The 22,390-nt window shown below is 38.4% G+C and carries 16 protein-coding genes; 7 read left to right on the plus strand and 9 right to left on the minus strand.

Features of this window, described 5'->3' with window-relative positions; all coding sequences use genetic code 11:
* Positions 1-885: 885 nt before the first annotated feature.
* The 3 genes from lolE to V6256_RS04785 are packed head-to-tail and all read right to left on the minus strand — an operon-like array spanning position 886 to position 4,028.
* Positions 886-2,127, minus strand: a complete 1,242-nt coding sequence (gene lolE / locus V6256_RS04775) for a lipoprotein-releasing ABC transporter permease subunit LolE (protein ID WP_341596932.1) — start codon at positions 2,125-2,127, stop codon at positions 886-888.
* On the minus strand, positions 2,120-2,809 hold the full coding sequence (gene lolD / locus V6256_RS04780; protein ID WP_341596933.1) for a lipoprotein-releasing ABC transporter ATP-binding protein LolD: 690 nt from the start codon (positions 2,807-2,809) through the stop codon (positions 2,120-2,122). The genes lolE and lolD overlap by 8 nt, the downstream gene beginning before the upstream one ends.
* Positions 2,802-4,028, minus strand: a complete 1,227-nt coding sequence (locus V6256_RS04785; RefSeq protein WP_341596934.1) for a lipoprotein-releasing ABC transporter permease subunit — start codon at positions 4,026-4,028, stop codon at positions 2,802-2,804. The genes lolD and V6256_RS04785 overlap by 8 nt, the downstream gene beginning before the upstream one ends.
* A 439-nt stretch (positions 4,029-4,467) precedes the next feature.
* Here V6256_RS04785 and mfd point away from each other — a divergent pair, with 439 nt between their 5' ends.
* Positions 4,468-7,947 (plus strand): transcription-repair coupling factor, encoded by a 3,480-nt coding sequence (mfd, locus tag V6256_RS04790; RefSeq protein WP_341596935.1) that lies wholly within the window; start codon positions 4,468-4,470, stop codon positions 7,945-7,947.
* Positions 7,948-8,713: 766 nt separating this feature from the next.
* On the opposite strand, the gene V6256_RS04795 is transcribed toward mfd, so the two are convergent.
* The 3 genes from V6256_RS04795 to rluC are packed head-to-tail and all read right to left on the minus strand — an operon-like array spanning position 8,714 to position 11,303.
* Entirely contained in the window at positions 8,714-9,685 is a 972-nt protein-coding gene (locus V6256_RS04795; protein WP_341596936.1) for a glycosyl transferase family protein, read from the minus strand.
* A gap of 33 nt (positions 9,686-9,718) precedes the next feature.
* Positions 9,719-10,363, minus strand: a complete 645-nt coding sequence (locus V6256_RS04800; RefSeq protein ID WP_341596937.1) for an HAD family hydrolase — start codon at positions 10,361-10,363, stop codon at positions 9,719-9,721.
* 1 nt (position 10,364) lies between these two features.
* A complete protein-coding gene (gene rluC, locus V6256_RS04805; RefSeq protein ID WP_341596938.1) occupies positions 10,365-11,303 on the minus strand; it encodes a 23S rRNA pseudouridine(955/2504/2580) synthase RluC in 939 nt (312 codons plus the stop codon).
* A 318-nt stretch (positions 11,304-11,621) separates the two neighbouring features.
* Here rluC and rne point away from each other — a divergent pair, with 318 nt between their 5' ends.
* On the plus strand, positions 11,622-14,726 hold the full coding sequence (gene rne, locus V6256_RS04810) for a ribonuclease E (RefSeq protein WP_341596939.1): 3,105 nt from the start codon (positions 11,622-11,624) through the stop codon (positions 14,724-14,726).
* A 192-nt stretch (positions 14,727-14,918) separates the two neighbouring features.
* Positions 14,919-15,869, plus strand: a complete 951-nt coding sequence (gene trxB, locus V6256_RS04815) for a thioredoxin-disulfide reductase (protein ID WP_341596940.1) — start codon at positions 14,919-14,921, stop codon at positions 15,867-15,869.
* A gap of 106 nt (positions 15,870-15,975) precedes the next feature.
* On the opposite strand, the gene folD is transcribed toward trxB, so the two are convergent.
* Complete coding sequence (folD, locus tag V6256_RS04820) at positions 15,976-16,830, minus strand: bifunctional methylenetetrahydrofolate dehydrogenase/methenyltetrahydrofolate cyclohydrolase FolD (protein WP_341596941.1); 855 nt, start codon at positions 16,828-16,830, stop codon at positions 15,976-15,978.
* A 213-nt stretch (positions 16,831-17,043) separates the two neighbouring features.
* Between folD and V6256_RS04825 the strand changes: the two genes are divergently transcribed.
* From V6256_RS04825 to efpL, 3 genes are all read left to right on the plus strand, one after another.
* Complete coding sequence (locus tag V6256_RS04825) at positions 17,044-19,221, plus strand: FUSC family membrane protein (protein WP_341596942.1); 2,178 nt, start codon at positions 17,044-17,046, stop codon at positions 19,219-19,221.
* A 63-nt stretch (positions 19,222-19,284) separates the two neighbouring features.
* Positions 19,285-19,611, plus strand: a complete 327-nt coding sequence (locus tag V6256_RS04830; RefSeq protein WP_341596943.1) for a TusE/DsrC/DsvC family sulfur relay protein — start codon at positions 19,285-19,287, stop codon at positions 19,609-19,611.
* Between the two features lie 21 nt (positions 19,612-19,632).
* Positions 19,633-20,199: an elongation factor P-like protein EfpL gene (efpL, locus tag V6256_RS04835; protein ID WP_341596944.1), complete on the plus strand. Its 567-nt coding sequence runs from the start codon at positions 19,633-19,635 to the stop codon at positions 20,197-20,199.
* Between the two features lie 107 nt (positions 20,200-20,306).
* Here the strand turns inward: efpL and V6256_RS04840 are convergent, their stop codons facing one another.
* Together V6256_RS04840 and V6256_RS04845 are read right to left on the minus strand one after the other, a co-directional pair.
* Positions 20,307-20,759 (minus strand): NfeD family protein, encoded by a 453-nt coding sequence (locus tag V6256_RS04840; protein ID WP_341596945.1) that lies wholly within the window; start codon positions 20,757-20,759, stop codon positions 20,307-20,309.
* A 2-nt stretch (positions 20,760-20,761) separates the two neighbouring features.
* Complete coding sequence (locus tag V6256_RS04845; protein ID WP_341596946.1) at positions 20,762-21,703, minus strand: SPFH domain-containing protein; 942 nt, start codon at positions 21,701-21,703, stop codon at positions 20,762-20,764.
* 302 nt (positions 21,704-22,005) lie between these two features.
* On the opposite strand from V6256_RS04845, the gene V6256_RS04850 reads away from it, so the two are divergent.
* Positions 22,006-22,353: a putative quinol monooxygenase gene (locus tag V6256_RS04850; RefSeq protein WP_341596947.1), complete on the plus strand. Its 348-nt coding sequence runs from the start codon at positions 22,006-22,008 to the stop codon at positions 22,351-22,353.
* The last annotated feature ends 37 nt before the right edge of the window (positions 22,354-22,390 follow it).

Below are 22,390 nucleotides of genomic sequence, written 5' to 3' on the forward strand. Positions count from 1 at the left end.
CGTTTACTGGCTTTAGCACATTTTCAAGATGACTATTCAAGAATCCAAATTACTCAGCCCCTAAAAGTGAGTAGACCTAGCGTTAATAAATAGATAAGTAACTATCTAAGCGGAGTCGTATTAACGTTCGCTTCGGGGCGGTGACTTTAGTCTCCCTGCTTGCATCAAAATAAAAAACCAAAACAAACTTCATCTAAGTAAAATACAATAAGGTAAAGAGTGAAGTGCTTTGTTTTATTAACTGTGCATCTACAAGGGAGGCTAAAAAAGAGTCGCAGAGCTTCTCCGCTCAAGATACTAAGCTGACGCTTAATTCGCCCACCGCCCCATAAGAACACTCAATTTCTGCCTCGGGGCGGTGACTTTAGTCTCCCTGCTTGCATCAAAGTAAAAAGCCAAAACAAACTTCATCTGAGTAAAATGCAGCGAAGTGCTTTGTTTTATTAACTGCATCTACAAGGGAGGCTGAAGCCACCGCCCCAAAGTCAAAGTAAGGTTCCTGAAAGTGAGTAAACCTAGTGTTAATAAATGGGTGAGTATCTATCTAAGCGGAATAGTATTGACGTTCGCTTCGGGGCGGTGACTTTAGTCTCCCTGCTTGCGTCAAACTAAAAAACTAAAACAAACTTCATCTAAGTAAAATGCAGCGAAGTGCTTTGTTTTATTGGCTGCATCTACAAGGGAGGCTAAAAAAACAAGTAACCGCGTAATAAATGTATTAAAGAATAAGCATTCACATAAGAAGCAAACACCAAAATGGTAGCTTTGGCTTAATAGCCAATTAAGGCAAGCTCTAGGCTTATCTGTATTTAGTAGGAGATACTTTGGTAGTAAGTAGTTGGAAGTAGCTCAAGCGCACATTATGCTGTGCGCTATCAGCTAATATTAATGGCTATAACCGAGTTCTTTCGCAGGCTCTATATTACTTGCGGTCCATGCAGGGTAAATGGTCGCCACAACACTCATCACAAAAGCCACCAGACTGATCACAGCGACTTGTTGATAATCAATTTGAGAAGGCAAGTAATCGATGAAATAGATATCGCCAGACAATAGTTTTCTGCCTAACATTCCTTCAATCGCACTAAAGACACTACTCAGATTAATGGCAATAAAAGTCCCTAATAATGCACCGAGTACCGAGCCAATAAAACCATTAAAGGCTCCTTGCACCATAAAGATAGTTCTTAGTGACCACTTATTGGCCCCCATGGTTTTCAAGATAGCAATATCACCACGTTTTTCGTTTACAGCCATCACTAATGTCGACACGATATTAAAACAAGCTACAGCCACTACTAATAGTAAAATGACATACATTAATGACTTCACCATTTGAATATCTCGGTATAAGTGACCTTGAGATGTGATCCAACTTTTAACGTACATATAAACTTGTAAACTATAACCAACCTCACGAGAGATAACTTGCGCCTGTAAAACATCGTCAACTTTAAATGCAATCCCCGTTGCATGTTCAATATTCAACATCTGTTTCGCTTTATTGATATGGATAAAACCTAAGGTCGTATCAACCTGTCCACCCATTTTGAAAGTACCCGTTAAAATAAACGAGAACTTACGCGGTGCTTTTAATTTCGTTTCACCCTCTTGCGGCAATAATAAAGTGACGCGTTGCCCTACTGATAAACCTAATTGTTTGGCCACCGGTTCACCTAAAATTAATCCATTTTCGGTTGTCGTTAGTAACTCCCATCCACCCTGCTTGATGTATTTCTCAATGGAAGTCACTTGTGTTTCTGATTCTGGCTCTATGGCACGCATTTGCAGAGCTTTCATCTTAATATTATTTTGCAACAGTCCATTGATCACTATATATGGACTAGCACCGACTACGCCTGGGTGAGACCTGACCGCCGTTAATACTTGTTGCTCATTGGTAAACTCACCTTGCACTGTTTCCAGTTCACCATGTGGAATCACTGACAAGAGTTTATCTCTCAAGGCACTTTCAAAGCCATTCATGGTAGACAAACCGATAATCAATACTGCAACGCCTAATACAATGCCAAAAATGGAGGCAACAGAAATAAATGATACAAACTTATTTTTATGTTTTGCTTTGCTATAACGTAAACCAATAAATACTGATAAGGGTCTAAACATCACTTTTTTCCTGTAAAACGCCACTTTTCATATACAACTGCCTATCCAGCTTATTAGCAAGTTGCTGATCATGAGTCACAACGACAAACGCAGTGCCTAATTCTTTATTTAGCTCTTTTAATAATTGATAAACAGAATCGGCACTTTTTGCATCTAGATTACCCGTAGGTTCGTCTGCTAAGACTAAAGAAGGCTTATTGATCAAGGCTCTGGCAATTGCAACGCGTTGTCTTTCTCCGCCCGATAGTTCTGCTGGACGATGTTCAATACGATCACTCAATCCCACTCTTGCTAATAATAATTCAGCCTTTTTTTGTGCTTCTTTAATCGGCTCGCCAGCAATGAGAAGCGGCATTGCTACATTCTCTAATGCGCTAAACTCAGATAAAAGATGATGAAATTGATAAACAAAACCTAACTCTTGGTTTCGCCATTTCGCCTGTTGTTTAGTAGATAGTTTATGAACATCATTACCATTAAAAACCACATCACCTGACGTTGGAACATCTAACGCACCTAATATATGTAATAAGGTACTTTTACCTGAGCCCGAAGTACCCACTATCGCCAGTAATTCTCCTTTAGAAACGCTCAAGTTTACGCCCTGTAAAACAGGTGTTGCTAATCGCCCTTCTTGGTAAACTTTGCTTAAATTGTTACAAACTATAATTGAATTACTCATATCTTAATGCCTCTACTGGACTTACTTTACCTGCTCGATAAGCGGGATATAACGTGGCTAATAAACTTAAAAACATTGCGCCTAACATAATAGATACAATTTGTACTGGTTCATGCAATACAGGTAATAACCTAATATCGCTTGCTGCATTTTCTACTATATGCAAATTTAAAAAGGCAATAATTTCATTAATATAACTACTTAAGAGCAAGCCTAGCCCTGTTCCAATCAAAGCGCCGACGATACCGCTAAAAGCGCCTTGAATAATAAAAATACAATTAATTGTGCTAGAGCGAATACCTAAGGTTTTGAGTATCGCCACTTCCGCACTTTTATCGGTCACCACCATCACAGAAGAAGATAAAATGTTGAAAGCAGCCACAGCCACAATTAAACATAATAATAACCAAATCATGTTCTTTTCCATTTTAACCGCAGCAAATAACTCGCCATGAGTACTTCGCCAATCAGTAATTAATTCATCATCGGCTAGTGGTGGTTGTTGCCAAGTTTCAATGGCAAAAGGGTCATTGAAGTAAAAGCGCAAATCAGTGACTTGATCTTGTCCAATTCTGATTAATCGCGATGCATCTTTGACATTCATTAAGACAAGAAACCCATCGACATCAGAGCCTACACTGAAGATCCCAGCCACAGTAAAATTACGCTCACTAGGCACTTGACCTAATATAGAATAACGTGCACCTCGTGTTGAGATCACACGTACCTTGTCACCCACTCCAACATTTAATGTCGTCGCTAATAAGCTGCCAATAATGACCTTGTATTCACCTTCTTTGAGCCTATTAATATCCCCAAGGTAAATACCTTTCTTCACGACATCACCACTGTATTTTTCAGGGAATACACCTTCAATGGTCACACCTTGTAAAGCCGTTGGGCTTTGCACAATAGCTTCTGCGTCAATTAAAGGTTCAATGGCGACAATACTTGGATCACGAGGAAGGCTATCAATACGCTGCTGCCAATCGCTAAGCGTATGCGCTTGATTGGTGAGTTTGGCATGAGGTACAGCGCCCAATATTCGATGCTTTAATTCGCTTTCAAAGCCATTCATCACCGATAGCACAGTAACTAAGGCTAAAACACCTAAGATAATGCCACCGGTCGAGAATAATGAAACGAACGACACAAATTTATTATTACGCTTTGATTTTGTATAGCGTAATCCTATAAACACACTTAAAGGATAAAACATAGTTGCCTTTTTTATTAGTTGTCTTCTAAAACGAAGTTAAATGACTATTATTGTGGAAAAACCAAAATAAAACGCCATTCAACCTAGACTTAAATTAGACTTAACTTATTGATTACATTTTAATGTCGGTCATTCTAATGTATCTTTATTCACTAAGACAGACAAAACTCTTAAACAAAAGGTTTATGTATTGCAGCTTAAACTGCCATCGCTCATGCCTTATCAGATATTGCGATGATCAGCACACTAGCAACATCGTAAGATGGGTAACGTTTAGCAATACTCACAACACCAATAAGTTTGTCATGTAAGCGCACTTATAAAACATTATAATAAGCGCATTATGTTGATGCTAACAATGAACCAGTTAGAACATTTAAAGTCATAGCAACAGTTTACAATATCAAATAATAAACGAGTTAAAAGATAAGTTAACAATATGAATAATTTACTTAATATAGACCCGCTAAAATCAACAACAGATACTATACGCCTTGCTAATTTAGTCGGCAGTAGCCAAAGCTTTGTGGTTAGCCAATGTGCTCAATCAAACCCACAAAAGTCGCCTTTAATTGTTATTGTTAATGACAGCCCAAGTGCTATCAAGTTGCACCAAGAGTTACTTTATTTTGCAGAAGGTAAGTTTGACGTAAACCTCTTCCCAGATTGGGAAACTTTACCTTACGATCATTTTTCACCGCATCAAGATATTATTTCAAAGCGAATAGAGACCCTTTATCAATTACCGTCAATGAAACAAGGTATCTTGATTGTTCCTGTCACCACCCTCTTATTACGATTAGCGCCGCCAAGTTATTTAAAACAACATACCTTACTGGTTAAAACCGGCCAAAAACTTGATCTACAAATATTAAGAGATCAATTACAAGAGTCTGGCTACTATGCGGTTGATCAAGTGCGAGAACACGGTGAATTTAGTGCTCGTGGTTCATTATTAGATATTTATCCGATGGGAAGTAATACCCCTTATCGTATTGACTTTTTTGATGATGAAGTTGACTCAATACGTCCTTTTGATACTGAGACACAACGATCTGAACCGCCGATTAAAGAAATAAAAATGTTACCTGCGCATGAATTTGCGACAGATAAGCAAGCGATTACTAATTTCAAGCAAGCTTATAGTGAAAAATTTACAGCGAAAATATCGACCAGCAGTGACTCAATATATCAGCAAATTTCGCAAAGTAATTTACCTGCTGGTATTGAATATTATTTGCCATTGTTTTTTCAAGAAACGGCCACCTTATTTGATTATCTGCCTAAACAAAGCCGTTTATGTATCATCGGAGATATTAATCAAGCTATTGATGATTTTTGGCACACCATCGAACATCGTTTCGAGGAAAGAGGCGTTGATCTATTGCGTCCCCTTTTACAACCAATAGAGTTATATCAACGACAAGAGCAATGCTTTAAACGTATTAATGAATTTCCAAAGTACCAATTGCAAGCAACTTCATTTGCTTCACCCAAAGCAGGTAGAATCAATTTACCATTAACAACGTTACCTGATATTAAAATTCACCATAAAGCCAAAAATCCACTCGCTAATTTTAGCGAATTCGTGAATGGTTTTTCTGGCAAAATATTACTAACTGCAGAGTCTGCAGGCAGAAAAGAAGCATTATTAACCCTATTAGCACCGCTTAAATTATCCATAAAATCTGTTAATACCATTAGTGAATGTGAACAACTTGATGCACAGGTATTTATTACCGTCAGTCGAGTAGAAAATAGCTTTTTAATTATAGACAGCCAGTTTGCTTTTATCACTGAAACAGAATTGTTGGGCAATAGAATTAGCCAACGTCGACGCTTAGATAAAGATGGCCAAGACGATCAGCACTCAGAACATATTATTCGTAACTTAACGGAGCTGAAAGTAGGACAGCCCGTGGTTCATATTGACCACGGCGTCGCGCGTTACTTAGGCTTACAGACAATAGAAGTATCTGGCAACATCAATGAATTTGTTACCTTAGAATACCTACGAGGTGACAAGCTCTATGTCCCTGTTACTTCACTACATTTAATAGGACGATATAGTGGCAGTGATGTAGAAACAGCGCCTATTAGCAAATTAGGTAATGATACCTGGGCAAAAGCGAAAAAAAGAGCTGCTGAAAAGGTTCGTGATGTGGCAGCTGAATTACTTGAAATTTATGCACAGCGCGCAGCTAAAAAAGGTTATAGATATAAGCTAAATAAAGAAAACTATGCAGCATTTAGTAACGACTTTCCTTATGAAGAAACACACGATCAAGCAGTTTCAATCAATTCAGTGATCGCTGATATGTGTTCCTCACAACCGATGGACCGTTTAGTTTGTGGCGACGTTGGTTTTGGTAAAACAGAAGTGGCGATGCGCGCTGCATTTATGGCCACAGATAATGCTCGCCAAGTTGCTTTATTAGTCCCTACCACGCTATTAGCGCAACAGCATTTTGAAAATTTCCGAGATCGCTTTGCGAATTGGCCTGTCCGGATTGAAGTACTGTCTCGTTTCAAAACAGCTAAAGAGCAGAAACAAATATTACTTGAAGCGCAAGAAGGTAAAGTTGATATTCTTATCGGAACCCATAAATTATTAGGTGATGGGATAAAGTTTGACGATTTAGGCCTATTAATCATCGATGAAGAGCATCGTTTTGGTGTACGTCAAAAAGAAAAAATTAAACGCTTGCGTGCTCAAATCGATATCCTAACGCTGACTGCGACACCAATACCGCGTACCTTAAATATGTCAATGAATGGAATGCGTGATTTATCTATTATTGCGTCACCACCTGCTAAGCGTTTAGCCGTTAAAACGTTTGTGGAGCAACGCACAGATCAAACTGTTAGTGATGCGATTACACGTGAAATCATGCGTGGTGGTCAAGTATATTACTTACATAATAATGTTGATACGATAGGTAAAGCAGCAGAAGACTTGCAAGCGCTTTTACCTCAAGCTCGTATATCAATTGCACACGGACAGATGAACGAACAACAGCTCGAAAGAGTCATGTCAGACTTTTACCATCAACGTCAAAATGTATTAGTTTGTACGACCATCATCGAAACAGGGATCGACATCCCAACAGCAAACACTATTATCATTAATAGAGCTGACCACCTTGGTCTGGCACAGCTCCACCAATTACGTGGACGTGTTGGTCGTTCTCATCATCAAGCCTATGCTTATTTATTAACGCCTTCACCAAAACTAATGACTAGCGACGCGAAAAAAAGGCTGCAAGCGATAGGTTCCCTAGATACGTTAGGTGCAGGCTTTACCTTAGCGACACATGATTTGGAAATACGTGGTGCAGGTGAATTATTAGGTGATGAACAATCAGGTCAAATAACAAGTATCGGCTTTAATCTTTATATGGATATGCTTAACCAAGCCGTAGAAGCATTACGCAATGGTGAAGAGCCAAGCTTGGATCATCTCTTAGCTACACAAGCAGAAGTAGAACTGCGCATTCCAGCGTTGATCCCTGATGACTATGTTGTTGATGTTAATATGCGTCTATCTCTCTATAAACGTATTGCTAATAGTAAAAACAATGATGAGCTCAATGAAATACAAGTCGAATTAATAGACAGATTTGGCTTATTACCTGATTCGACAAAAAATCTCATTGCGGTGACAGAAATTAAACAACGTTGCTCAACATTAGGCATTGCAAAAATAGAAGCACATGCGTTAGGCGGTGCGGTAACATTTACTGAGCATACTAAAGTTGATCCAATGTATTTAGTTTCTTTATTACAAAAGCAATCTAATACCTTTAAATTAGATGGGCCAAGTAAATTGAAATTTGGCATTGATTTAGAAAATAGTAGAGAAAGATTAAATTGGTTAAAACAGTTATTAGATAACTTTAAATCACATTTAGTTAAATAGAATAAATTAATATGATTGCAGCGATTCGGCTTATTTGTAAATAATCCGCATCGCTTTTATTGAATAAAGATCAAAGTTAATTAAATTTATACCAACCTAAGTAAAAATAGAAGCTAATTGATTTAACTATTGCGATTAACGCGATTCAGATCTAGCATATAAAAAGACAGATTTAAGTATTCGAGATTTATAGAACACTATCCAAATATTTCGGATGCTTTACTAGTAGTATTTTCGATCACTTCGGGGCGGTGACTTTAGTCTGCCTGCTTGCATCAAAGTAAAAACCAAAACAAACTTCATCTAAGTAAAATGCAACAAGATAAAGAGCGAAGTGCTTTGTTTTATTAACTACATCTACAAGGGAGGCTGAGAAAAGGAGTCGCAGAGCTTCTCCGCTCATAAGACTAAGCTGGCGCTTAATTCGCCCACCGCCCCAATAGAATACTCAATTTCTACCTCGGGGCGGTGACTTTAGTCTCCCTGCTTGCATCAAAGCAAAAACCAAAACAAACTTCATCTAAGTAAAATGCAACAAGATAAAGAGCGAGGTTGAAAAGTACGTACTTTAGGGATTAGACGGAACTGGCCAGTTAATTTTACAGGTTGGTATTAGATGTGCAATAACAGTAGATAGGGAAGTGAAACTAATAAAAGAGTTCACATAAGAACAGCTTATCAGTTTTATTCAGGACTAGTCACCTGTTCGTTATGATTTAAAAGAAACTACATGAGCCTCTTTTAAATCTAACAAAATAACCTACAGTTATCTAGCTAACCACCATTGTTTTGCTTTAAATAATGCTTCTTCCTGTGTACTTTCAGGGTGCATCTGCTTTAACACCATTGCAATGGTCGTGATCACAGCAGCATCTCCATAATCATCTTCAATCTCTTTATTCCACACTTTTAATAAATACTCAGCTGAAACTTCAGTGTGTGCTCCAGAAAAGTCAGATAAATAAGTTGGCCATTCTTGCTCTAAATACTGAGCTTTGCCATCAACTTGTATCACGCCACAGGCTAATGTAGAAACACGTGGATTGACTTCACTCTCTCCACCCTCACCTTTAAAAGCAATAATGCTATGCTCATTATTAAGTAATGCCGCTTGTGCATGAATCTTTTCATAACTTTTATGAAAAACGCCATGAATACTATAAGGGGCCTGGCTTGGATTAACGCTACGAGCAACAGTATTAAGAGGTGTACGTAATCCCACTTGTTCACGAATCGCCAATAACTCAATCAGTTCAGGGCAATAAGCTGAAAGTGGTACATAAACTAAGTTATTATTATCGAGTGCAACTTGCGCAGCATCAGGTGAGTTTGCGATTTCGATATTAAGTAATGGACAAGCCGATTCTACTTGGTACTTAACTAAATCCACTGTCATGTGACCATGAAGTAGAATTTTTACGCCATTCGCCGCGAGTACTTTAGCAGCCAACAATAACCAAGGTGGCTGTCTTTTTTTACCTGCAAAACACGGCCAATCTAGATCAACGGTTAATTGCCCCCACTGATCGTCTACTTTTTCTCGTAGTGCACTGATATAACCAGCAGCTTCTTCTGGTGTTTCGCAACGCACGCGTTGTAACATTAATAAAACGGCAAGTTGTAACAAGCTTGCATCACCATTTAGATAATCAGTTAATGCTTGTTTAGATTCTTCCATTGTTAATGGACGTCGGCCTTTCTCACCACGCCCAGTTAACTTTATATATTCGCTAAACATTAAAGCTCCTTTAATACTTTGTTATAATTAATGTTAAATATAATTTTCTAATTGTGTCGCTAGGCAATCAATAATTGTGACTGGTTTTGATGCAATCAGTGTTTGTGAACTGTGTACACCATAACTAACGCCTATGCTATCGACCCCAGCATTTGCTGCCATCTCTAAATCATAACAAGAGTCACCAACCATTAATGCTTGATCAGCAGTAAAATTTAATCGCTTTAATAATTGATTTATCATTGACGGATTAGGTTTGGAAAGCGCTTCATCGGCACAGATGGTGGCAGAAAAAAGTGTAGTCGTTGCAGATTGCTGCAACATGCGATCCAGACCATCGCGGCCTTTACCTGTTGCAACAGCTAAAGTATAACCTCGTGCTTTCAATCTAATTAACAGGTCTTTAACACCATCATAAAGTGGCGTTACTATATGGCGTGACTGTGTGTACTGGCATTTATAAGCAGCGACCAACGCCTCTTGTTCAGGCAAGCTAAGCGTTGGAAAAAGTTGTTGCATCGCTTTTAATAAACTTAAACCAATAATATTTTTAATCGATTGCTCAGTAGGAATCACTTGCTTTTCCTGTTCAGCTGCCGCTTGCATACAGATAACAATTTTATCGATAGAATCCATTAGGGTTCCATCCCAATCAAAAATAATTAATTGATAGTTCATATTAGCTTCGTTGTAGTTGGTCTAATAGTGCCTGTAATCGAGGATCGATAGGTGCACTTATCGTCATCTTTTTTTCCAACACAGGGTGGAAAAAAGTAATATGTGCAGCGTGTAAGAATAAGCGATTAAGCCCCAAGCCTTTCATTTGGGTATCGAATTCTGAATCGCCATAACGCTCATCGCAAGCAATATTATGGCCTTTACATGCACTATGAACACGGATTTGATGTGTTCGTCCTGTTACTGGGCTTGCTTCAACTAATGTGCAACCTTGATAACGTTGAATTATTTTAAAGTGCGTCTCAGAAGGTTTCCCCTGTGGGCTGACTTTAACCACTGAATCCTGTGGTATTTTTAAAAGTGGTTCTTTAACCAAACGATCTTTTTTGTCCCATTGACCTTTAACTAAAGCAAAATACTGCTTTTTCATGGTTTTTTGACGCAATTGCTCGTGCAATGCTCGTAACATACTGCGTTTTTTAGCAATTAATAAACAACCAGAAGTCGCTTTATCCAAACGGTGTGCTAATTCTAGAAAGCGAACATCAGGGCGAAGTGCGCGTAACCCTTCGATCACACCAAAATCTAAGCCACTACCACCGTGAACAGCAAGTCCTGATGGTTTGTTTAAAATAATTAAACCATCATCTTCATAGACAATTTCCGAAGCGAGGTTTTTAATACTATTTAATTTAGGTGAAGGTAATGCATTATCTGGCGTTACTCTTACCGGTGGGATACGAACACTATCGCCAACCTGTAATTTATAATCCGGTTTAATACGTTTTTTATTGACCCGCACTTCCCCTTTACGCACGATCCTATAAATCATGCTTTTAGGCACGCCTTTAAGATGTAAGCGAAGAAAGTTGTCAATTCGTTGTTGTGCATTTTCTTGACTGATGTCAATTATGCGTACTGAGTGATTTATCTGTTCCATCTGCTCAGTTTATCACGCTTAATCACATAATATATAAAAACTTTGTTGCTTGTAAGCCAATATAAATGCGACAATAGATTGGTTAATGCCTCGTGATTTTTCATATAAAATTCGCTGGTAGGCATAACATTATAAAAATAAATCACATGATTAGAATGTTCCGCTGAAATATTAGACTTTAATATTTTTTGTAACCGCTTTTTTAACGCACCTCTGAATACGCCAGTCGAGAGATTGTATAAACAGACATGAGGTCAAGCATGCAAAAGCAGCGAGTACATATTAAAAATAACGAAAAAATCACACAAGAGTTCACAAATGAAAAGAATGTTAATCAACGCAACTCAAGCAGAAGAGTTACGTGTAGCCCTCGTAGACGGGCAAAAACTGTATGATCTTGATATAGAAAGCCCAGGTCATGAACAAAAGAAAGCAAACATTTATAAAGGTAAAATAACACGTGTAGAGGCAAGCCTAGAAGCAGCATTTGTTGACTACGGTGCAGATCGCCACGGTTTTTTACCTCTTAAAGAAATCTCAAGCAGCTATTTTTCAGAAGGATACTCATTTAAAGGTCGCCCTAACATCAAAGAAGCGATCAAAGAAGGCCAAGAAGTTATTGTTCAAATTGAAAAAGAAGAACGTGGTAACAAAGGTGCTGCGTTAACGACTTTCATCAGTTTAGCTGGTAGCTACTTAGTACTAATGCCAAATAACCCACGTACTGGCGGTGTTTCTCGTCGTATCGAAGGTGAAGAACGCAAAAAGATTAAAGAGTGGACTGATAAATTACAACTACCTGTAGGCATGGGTTTAATTGTTCGTACTGCTGGCGCAGGTAAATCAGATGAAGAGCTAGAGTGGGATTTAAATATCCTTGTTAATCACTGGCGTGCCATTGATGAAGCATCAAAAGCAAAGCCATCACCTTTCTTAATTCACCGTGAAAGTAATGTAATTGATCGTTCTTTCCGTGATTATCTTCGTCGTGATATCGGTGAAATTGTTATCGATAACGCTAAAACTTACGAAGCAGCGAAAAAGCATATCGAACTGGTTCGCCCTGACTATGTTAATCGTCTGAAATTATACCAAGGTGAAATTCCACTATTTACTTATTATCAAGTAGAAAGCCAAATTGAATCAGCCTTCCAACGTGAAGTACGCCTACCATCTGGTGGTTCAATTGTTATTGACCCAACAGAAGCCTTAACTTCTATCGACATTAACTCAGCTCGCGCAACACGCGGCGGTGACATCGAAGAAACAGCCTACAATACAAACTTAGAAGCTGCTGAAGAGATTGCACGACAACTACGTCTGCGCGATTTAGGTGGTTTGGTAGTAATTGACTTTATTGATATGACACCAACACGTCATCAACGTGATGTTGAAGACCGCATGCGTGAATCTGTACGTCAAGACAGAGCACGTATCCAATTAGGCCGTATATCTCGATTTGGTTTAATGGAAATGTCGCGTCAGCGTATCCGCCCTTCTCTTGGTGAATCAGCTTCTCGTGTTTGTCCTCGTTGTCATGGTCAAGGTACTATCCGCGATAATGATTCTTTATCTCTTGCTATCCTTCGTTTAATTGAAGAAGAAGGTTTAAAAGAAAATACAACACAAATTCAAGCTCGCGTTCCAGTAGCAGTCGCTGCATACTTATTAAATGAAAAACGTAAAGCAGTTGCAAAAATTGAAAAGCGCCATGACTGTGATGTTTACATTGTGCCTGATGCGAACTTATTAACACCGCATTTTGAAGTAAAACGTACACGTAAAGACGGTAAAGAAGACATCAACTACGATGCACTAGAAAAACAACATACTGTTTATATACCAAACATGGCTAAAAAAGAGCATGAAGAGCTTGAAGTTCCTGTTTTAGATGGCTTTAGTGCACCAAAAATGCCAGCTAATAACAAGCCTTCTGAAACTAAAGCAAGTAAACCTGTTGAACAAAAACCGGTTTCTTTCTTTGCTAAGTTGTTTAGTGCTATTACTCGTTTCTTCAGTGATGACTCAAAACCTGCTGAGCAAACAACGGCTACGCCAAAAGAAACGGTAAAACAACCAGAACCAACGAATAACAAACGTACGGCTCGCAATTCAAGAAACAACCAAAACCGTAACCGCAATAACCGCGGAGAAAGAAATACGGACAATAATAACGAGCGTCGTAATAATCGTAAAAATGTTGAACGTAAGCCAAAAGCACAACCGAAAAAATACGACAATCAAAATACTCAAGATAATGAGAAGTCGAATGCAACTGAGGTTCCTGCAGTACGTAGAAAACGCCGTAATATGCGTAAAAAAGTACGTGTACAACAACCAGAAGTAGCAGAAACAAATGCAATTGAAGCAGAAGTTGCTCAACCAGAAAAAGTAGTAACTGAGCCTAAAAAGCCCAAAGCAAAAGTGAAAAAGACAAAAGCTCCTAAAGCTGAGTCTAAAGCTGAAACGGTTGCAGATGACACGAAAAAAGAGCAAAAAGTTGATGAAACAGCAAAAACTGCTGCATCAAAAACTGATGAAGCCTACAAACCTGTAGAGATCCCACAACGCCGCTCTCGTTACTTACGTAATGGCAGCCAGCGTAACAAACGTGATCAAGAAAACACAGAGCAACTTGATGCAGTAGAAAGTCGTTATCCAGAAGGCACAGAAGCAGAGCATAAAGTTAAAGCAACTGTCCCTGTTGCAAGTAAAATAACTGATATTGCAGACCCAAAATCACCGCAAAAAGAAGCTGAAAAACTTCAAAAAGTGATTGAGAAAAATAAAGTGCCAACAGCGAAAAACATGGCTCCTGCTGCGAAAAAAGCAAAAGTAGAAGCGGCACCTGCTGAGCAAGTGTCAGAAAAACTGTCTACTGCTGAAAAAGCACCGGTGAAGCAAACTGCTCCTGAAAAAGCTGTCGAAGAGGCACCTGCAAAACAAGCGGCACCTGCTGCAAGTGTTGAAGCAGCGCCTGTAAAACAAGCTACTCCAGAGGTTGCTCCTGCTACGACTGTTGAAGAAGCGCCTGTAAAACAAGCAGCTCCTGAGATTACAGCGGCAGTAGAAGAAACACCTACTAAGCAAGCTACTCAAGATGTAGCGCCTGCAGCGACTGTTGAAGAAGCACCTATCAAGCAAGCGGCACCTGAAGTTGTAGAATCAGCTTCTGAAGAGGCTCCTGTGAAACAAACGACGCCTGAAGTTGTAACAACTCAACAATTCGGAACCGTTAGTAATGCTAAAGGTAAGTCAACCTCTTCAATGGTTAAAACCATCTCTGAACCTTTAGACTTAACTAAAGAAATTAGCATTGTAGCTGCAACAGATCGCCCAACAATTGTGAAAGCATCACAACAAGCAGGTAGTTCATTTGCAAGTAACCGTGCAAGCAGTCAGACGGTAAAAACATCACTTTAATGATTAAGTAATGGCATACAACGGTAGTTAAAACCTATCGTTTAAAACGGATATTTCTATGAGATATCCGTTTTTTTTTACTGTCTTTTATGTTTCAAAAGTTTAGACTTACACAATTTATAAATGATCCACTAATCATTATCGTGTTATTTAAAATAGCACGTAGATAACTTTATTATTTAGGGTAACGATATGAGCGAAGTAAAACATCATAAATTATTAATATTAGGATCTGGGCCAGCAGGTTACACCGCAGCAGTATATGCAGCACGTGCAAACTTAAACCCAGTACTGATTACCGGTATGCAACAAGGTGGTCAATTAACAACAACGACTGAAGTTGAAAACTGGCCTGGTGGCGCTGCTGATATGACAGGCCCTGGTTTAATGGAGAGCATGAAAGAACATGCTTTACGTTTTGATACAGAAATTATTTTCGACCATATCAATGAAGTTGAATTTACTAAGCCGCCTTTCACATTAAAAGGTGATACTGGTGTTTATACTTGTGATGCATTGATCATTGCAACAGGTGCATCTGCTCGTTACTTAGGTCTTGATTCAGAAGAAGCGTTCAAAGGACGTGGTGTATCAGCATGTGCTACATGTGATGGTTTTTTCTACCGCAATCAAAAAGTTGCTGTTGTTGGTGGTGGTAATACTGCGGTTGAAGAAGCGCTATACCTTTCAAACATTGCTTCTGAAGTACACTTAGTACACCGTCGTACAGAGTTCCGCTCTGAGAAAATCCTATTAGACCGTTTAAATGAAAAAGTTAAAAACGGTAATATCGTATTACATACTGATCGTACTCTTGATGAAGTTTTAGGAGATGATATGGGTGTAACCGGTTTACGTTTAAAAGATACCTTATCTGATAAAACTGAAGAACTTGAAGTAATGGGTGTATTCATTGCGATAGGTCATAAACCTAATACTGATATGTTTGAAGGTCAATTAGAGATGAATCATGGTTACCTTAAAGTACAAACAGGTAGCGAAGGTAATGCAACACAAACATCGATAAAAGGTATTTTTGCCGCCGGTGATGTATCTGACCATATTTATCGCCAAGCAATTACATCGGCTGGTACAGGCTGTATGGCTGCTCTGGATGCGGAAAGATATTTAGATAATCTATAAATAAAAAGCCTAATAACAAAAAAGACTGCATAAGCAGTCTTTTTTTTAATTCAGATTTTACCACTAGACATGATAGATACCTTTATTGAAAGCAATAAGCCCTCAATTATGAATGGTACTCATTACATGCTAATAAAGTATTCTCAATCAATGTAGCAACAGTCATTGGACCAACACCACCTGGTACAGGTGATATCCAAGCCGCTCTTTCTTTAGCAACTTCAAATTCAACGTCACCCGTTATTTTGCCACTTTCTAATCGATTAATACCTACATCTAATACGATTGCGCCCTCTTTAATCCAGTCTCCTGGAATAAAGTTAGCTTGTCCACGAGCAACTACAAGTACATCAGCCTGACGCACATGGTGCTCTAGATCAGTAGTAAAACGATGACACGTCGTTGTTGTACAACCCGCTAATAAAAGCTCTAGCGTCATTGGTCTACCTACAATATTAGAAGCGCCAACAACCACTGCATGTTTACCATGCAAGTCAACGTCAATAGACTCGAGCATAGTGATCATACCGCGAGGTGTACACGAGCGTAATAACGGAATACGTTGGGCTAAACGGCCAACATTATAAGGGTGGAAACCATCAACATCTTTACTTGGTTTTATCTGTTCGATAACCGATGTTTCATCTAAAGCTTTTGGTAAAGGAAATTGTACCAATATGCCATCGATTGTTTGATCTTCATTAAGTTGATCAATCAATGATAACAATTCATCTTGAGTCGTTGTTTCTGGTAAGTCAAAAGCTTTGGAAATAAAACCAACCTTTTCACAAGTACGGCGTTTACTTTGTACATAAATTTGCGAAGCAGGATCACCACCTACTAAGATCACAGCAAGACCAGGTGCACGCAGACCTTTATCTTTACGTTCTTTCACACCTTCAGCTACTTTATCCGTAACCTTAGCTGCAATCGCTTTTCCATCAATGATTTGAGCAGACATCAAGCATTTCTCTTTAAGTTAAAAAATCAATGTATTGTCGCAAAAGTGGACTAAGATGTCACACCAAAGATACGATTAATAATAAACAAAAACCGACGCTCAATAACAGATATCATCTATTTTAGTGATAAAAGCCCATATTGGTAGGATCATCTAACCATTTTAGGTTAGGATTAAGACTCTGTTTATTAGACCATTTTAAAGAAGAATGTTATGCAATTATCGTTTCCATTAGTCCTATCACGATTAATTTCTGATTCAAATTCGCATTCGGGTTTTCGCATTGTGATCGCAATGTCTTGCATGTTTATTCCTGCCCTTTTGGACTTACAATTTGGATTTTTTCAACAATCCAGCCTAGCGGTTTCATTATCACTTTGTTTAGGGGTGTTGGCATCTGCGATAGTGGAAGTGGATGAAAATACCAAAGACAGACAAAAATTCATCGCGACTGTTATCGCTTGCTTTTTTATAGCCGCTTCAAGTGTTGAACTCTTGTTGCCTTACCCAGTTATCTTTGCGCTAGGCTTAGGTATCTCTTCTTTTTTCTTCATGATGTTAGCTAGTTTAGGCATGCATTATAGCCGCATTGGTTTTGGTGCAATCCTAATTGCAATTTACACTTTAATTGGACATCAAGAAGCAGCAGCTTGGTTTGAATCCCCAATTCTATTGGCTCTCGGTGCCTTGTGGTACGGTATTTTTGCCATCTGCTGGTCTTACTTTAGCCCTAATAGAACATTGCGTGAGCAATTAGCACAGTTATATTACGCTATTAGTCGTTATCAACGACAAAAATCTGAGTTATTCGATACACAAAAAGGGAACTCTCGTGAAGCTATTATTGAAACTCGCCAAAAGCTTGCGATCCTCAATATTAGTATTATGGCGCGCATAGAAACCTCAAAAAACATGATCAAAGGGCAATATAAAGCCAACATACGCCAAAAAGAATTAACTATATTAAATCAATACTTTCTCGTCGCTGAACAAATTCATGAGCGAATTAGTGCCAGCCAATACCTTTACAGCCAATTAGAAAATACCTTTGGTCGCAGTCAGATCCTTGAAGGTTTCCACCAATTACTTTTACAATTAAGTGATGAGTGCCATCAAGTCGGCGCACATATTAATGATAAAAATATATACATGCGTTCAAAACGTTTGAAATGGACCATTCAAGCGCTATCAGACCAACTTTTTTTACTGAAACAAAAACTGCAAGCCTTTGATGATAACCAAGAAGCAATGCAAGCATTACAAGCAATATATGACAATTTGCATGGTATCAATGAATTATTAATCTCTTTAAATAAAGTCAAAACAGAATCCACTGCGTTAGTTGTTGATAGCGAGACGCAAATAAAACAACCTTTTTGGAAGGTTTTATACAAAGCCTACGAACAAAAAACACCAGTCTTTAAACATGCTGTCCGTATCAGTATTTCGCTGGTGATTGCCTTCGCTATACCGACTATTTTAGAGCTCGAAAACGGTTTTTGGATTTTACCGACAGTACTGTTTGTATGTCAGCCTAGTTTTAGTGAAACACGTAAACGTCTAATGCTAAGAAGTTTTGGGACGTTATTGGGGATCGTATTAAGTTTCCCTATTTTCTTTTTACTGCCTAATGCAACCCCGCAAGCTATTCTAATGGTGCTCTCTGCTTTCCTATTTATTACTTATGTCCGTACTAACTATGGTTTAGCGGTTATTTTTATCACCATATTTGTAATGATATTAACCAACTTATTATCTCCTTCAGGTATAGAGGTATTGTATGCAAGAATCTATGAAACGTTAGTTGGTTGCTTCCTGAGCTTTATCGCCATCAGTTTTATCTATCCTGATTGGCAATTCAAACGTTTTCCAAGCTTGGTAAATAATCATTTATTGAATAGCAGCCGCTACTTTAAACAGATTTCCCAACAATATCAGTTTGGTAAAAGTGAGAACTTAATCTTTAGAAAAACACGCTTTAACACCTTTAAGTCAGATGCTTCTTTAACCAATGCTTGGCAAAGCATGTTAATCGAGCCTAATTCTAAACAACATTTAAAACGTGAAGTTTACGCATTAGTTAACCGTTGTGATGCCCTCACCTGTTATATTGCAGCTCTTTCATCACACCGTCACAGAATAGATTCGAGATCGGATCTTGCTATTTTAAAACAGCTATTCAAGATGACTTCCGAGCAAATTTTATACACTTATCGCCCAGAGTTAAAAGTGATCGACAAAAGAAGTATAGACATTAATGCTTTTCAAGAATATAAAGACAACCTATCCGATGAAGCAAAATTAATTATTGAACAACTTAGGTTAATTTCATTTACTGCAATGGATATTCAATCGCTGCTGAAGATAATTCAGAGCAAAGCAAATGATTGATGGTTTTAACCTTTTACTATAAAATTTTGCAGCAATTTATTAACAGATAAAAAAGGGATCACAGTGATATTTGATGGTCAAGAAATCGCGACAGACGCACAAGGATATTTACTTGATTCAACGTGTTGGAGTGATTCATTAGCAGCTAAAATTGCTGAAATAGAGGGTGTCACTTTGTCAGAACAACACTGGCAAGTTATTTACTTTGTTCGTGAATTTTACGAGGAGTTTAATACCTCCCCAGCTATTCGTGCGCTTGTTAAAGCAATGCAAAATAAATATGGAAAAGAACAGATTAGCAGCCGCTATTTATACAAATTATTTCCAGATGGCCCAGCTAAACAAGCCACTAAAATTGCTGGTTTACCTAAACCAGCGCGATGTATATAAGTAATAAACAAGGAAAGATAAATGCCTAAAGCAAGTGATATTAAGAAAAATACAGCAATTGAGTTTAACAATAGTGTTTACATCATAAAAGATATCGAACGTTCAGTACCGCAAGGTCGTGCTGGCGGTAGCTTATACCGTATGCGTATGTACGATGTTGTTAGCGGCGCTAAAACAGATGAAACATTTAAAGACAGCGATATGTTAACACTAGCAGATCTTATTCGTCGTAATGTTATATTCTCATATGTTGATGGTGAAGAGCTTGTCTTTATGGACAGCGAAGATTACACACCTTACAACTTAAACAAAGAAAGTATCGCTGAAGAAGCTTTATTTATTGATGAAAATACACAAGGCTTACAAGTTGTTATCGTAGATGGTTCTCCTGTTGGTGTTGAATTACCAGCGAGTGTTGACTTAGAAATAGTCGAAACTGACCCGTCAATTAAAGGTGCTTCAGCTTCTGCTCGTACAAAACCAGCTATTCTATCAACCGGTTTAACAGTTCAAGTCCCTGAGCATATCTCAACAGGTGAAAAAATTCGTGTTAATACTACTGAGAAGAAATTCATGGGCCGAGCTTAATACTCACCATAAAAGCACTCTCTGTAGTCATTGATAGCAACAAAAAAGCCGATATAAACTATCGGCTTTTTATAATGACTCGTTGTGAACACGCGCACCGATTTACGCTAAACAGCTTCTACTGTTAATACACCCACTTGCATGCGTGTTATTTTAACCTCAGTGCCTGCTATTAAAGTTTGTTTTGATTGTACTTGCCAATCAACGCCAGAGTAACGATGGCTAACCTTTTTACCTACTAACAGATCTTCTTCTAAAATAAAGGTTTCACCGACCATACCATTATCAACTTGGTGAGATTCTGCTTTATTTTGCATCCGTTTCATGGGCTGCCAGCTCACTAAAGCCACCAGCGCCGAAATGATCGCTGTGCCTAATAATGCACTGAATAAGGTTTCCGGTAAAAAACCAAGTGCCATTAATAAACCAGTAATAATGCTGCCTATACCTACAAATAACAAAACAAAAGTTGAAAACCCCAGCACTAACACCTCAATCACTAAAAAGATAAGGCCTAGTACAACGAGCGTTTGTGGGAAATGTGTAAGTATGTATTCCATAATTAGCCTTTATCTTTATTTAAGCTAGTAATAATGGTCATCGCTTGCGCAACCATTGAAGCAGCATCATTCCCGCTATCTGGCAGTAAGACCACAGATGACTCTTTCGCTATCGCCTCTTTCGCTTGGATTGCTTTAGTCGCTAAGTCTAACTGAATCGCTTTTTGACCCGCTTCAGTGTTTGCTGATTCACCAACTTTGTTTAATGCTTCAGCTTGTGCTTCTGCAACGGCGATAATCGCTTCAGCTTCACCTTGAGCACGTAATACTTGCTCTTCTTTTTCTGCTTCTGCTTGAAGTACAACAGAAGCTTTTTGACCTTCGGCAACGTTAATCGCAGCTTGGCGATCCCCTTCCGATTCTAAAATTTGTGCACGCTTAACACGCTCAGCCTTCATCTGTGTTTCCATGGCTTCCATTACAGTAGCTGGCGGCACAATATCTTTAATTTCATAACGTAGCACCTGAATTCCCCATGGACCAGCAGCTTCATTAATAGATGCAACAATATTAGTATTTAATACATCACGCTCTTCAAAGGTTTTATCTAACTCCATTTTACCTAGTTCTGAACGCATAGTCGTTTGTGATAACTGGGTTACCGCAAACACATAATCATCAACGCCGTACGTTGCTTTGTATGGGTCTAATACGCGAAAGAACAATACACCATCGACGCTTAAAGAAATATTATCGCGTGTAATCGCACTTTGACTTGGCACATCAACAGCTTGTTCTTTCATTGAACGATCCGCACCAATATGATCAATAAAGGGAACTAGAAAGTTTAAACCCGCTTCACGTGTTGATTGATACTTACCAAAACGCTCGATTAAGTAAGCGCGGTTTTGCGGTACAAAAATAATCGATTTCTTTAAAATAATCACGACTAAGACCAAGATCAAGACTTGTATATTAAGTACGTATTCCAATAAGATATCCATGTTAACTTCCTTAAATAAAAATAAATTTAACTGCTCAATTCAAATGATAATAACGGCTTGTTCACTAAATAAACAAAGGCTCTGCCATGTCTATCAATTACCGATAAATAAACTTAATATCATTAATGTATTCCAATATCATACAGTAAAGGTTAACTAAAATACGCTGAGCGTTAATAATATTTGAATTGGCAATGATAATATTAATACGTGCCATTGCAGTTTTTAGTTCACAAAATAGTCGCTAGTATTGCGATTACACTAGGTCTCTTTTACCCATTTCATTTCAATGAGGAAAAATAATGTCACAAAAAATTTATTGCATCGCTATGTTTCGCGCTAAACCAGGCAAAGAAGATGAGTTATTCAAAGTACTACAATCACTAGAGCCAAACGCTCATCGTGAGGATGGCTGTATTCAATACCTTGCAACGAGACAAATAGAAAACCCATTTGCAACAGGTGAAAGTTTCCCATTAGTCTTTAATGAGATTTGGGCAAACAAAGCCGCTTTTGAAGCACATTGCCAACGTAAAGAAATAGTAGCCTTTTTTGAACAGCACTGTGTTGCTGAAGATGGCTTAGTTGAAGCGCATAATGTTTGTGCTTACAGCGATCAACCTGCTAACTTCGACGCACCACAACTGTAACGCTAATTGACTAAGTAAAGCGCCGATTTATGCTTTG

The sequence above is a fragment of the Psychromonas aquatilis genome (assembly GCF_038155185.1).
GTDB classification, from domain to species: Bacteria; Pseudomonadota; Gammaproteobacteria; order Enterobacterales; family Psychromonadaceae; genus Psychromonas; species Psychromonas aquatilis.

Coding starts and splice junctions, on each gene's coding strand:
- V6256_RS04825 (WP_341596942.1), top strand. CDS start 17,044: ATGCAATTATCGTTTCCATTAGTCCTATCACGATTAATTTCTGATTCA.
- V6256_RS04850 (WP_341596947.1), top strand. CDS start 22,006: ATGTCACAAAAAATTTATTGCATCGCTATGTTTCGCGCTAAACCAGGC.
- V6256_RS04785 (WP_341596934.1), bottom strand. CDS start 4,028: ATGTTTTATCCTTTAAGTGTGTTTATAGGATTACGCTATACAAAATCA.
- lolE (WP_341596932.1), bottom strand. CDS start 2,127: ATGTTTAGACCCTTATCAGTATTTATTGGTTTACGTTATAGCAAAGCA.
- efpL (WP_341596944.1), top strand. CDS start 19,633: ATGCCTAAAGCAAGTGATATTAAGAAAAATACAGCAATTGAGTTTAAC.
- V6256_RS04845 (WP_341596946.1), bottom strand. CDS start 21,703: ATGGATATCTTATTGGAATACGTACTTAATATACAAGTCTTGATCTTG.
- folD (WP_341596941.1), bottom strand. CDS start 16,830: ATGTCTGCTCAAATCATTGATGGAAAAGCGATTGCAGCTAAGGTTACG.
- V6256_RS04800 (WP_341596937.1), bottom strand. CDS start 10,363: ATGAACTATCAATTAATTATTTTTGATTGGGATGGAACCCTAATGGAT.
- rluC (WP_341596938.1), bottom strand. CDS start 11,303: ATGGAACAGATAAATCACTCAGTACGCATAATTGACATCAGTCAAGAA.
- lolD (WP_341596933.1), bottom strand. CDS start 2,809: ATGAGTAATTCAATTATAGTTTGTAACAATTTAAGCAAAGTTTACCAA.
- trxB (WP_341596940.1), top strand. CDS start 14,919: ATGAGCGAAGTAAAACATCATAAATTATTAATATTAGGATCTGGGCCA.
- V6256_RS04840 (WP_341596945.1), bottom strand. CDS start 20,759: ATGGAATACATACTTACACATTTCCCACAAACGCTCGTTGTACTAGGC.
- mfd (WP_341596935.1), top strand. CDS start 4,468: ATGAATAATTTACTTAATATAGACCCGCTAAAATCAACAACAGATACT.
- V6256_RS04795 (WP_341596936.1), bottom strand. CDS start 9,685: ATGTTTAGCGAATATATAAAGTTAACTGGGCGTGGTGAGAAAGGCCGA.
- rne (WP_341596939.1), top strand. CDS start 11,622: ATGAAAAGAATGTTAATCAACGCAACTCAAGCAGAAGAGTTACGTGTA.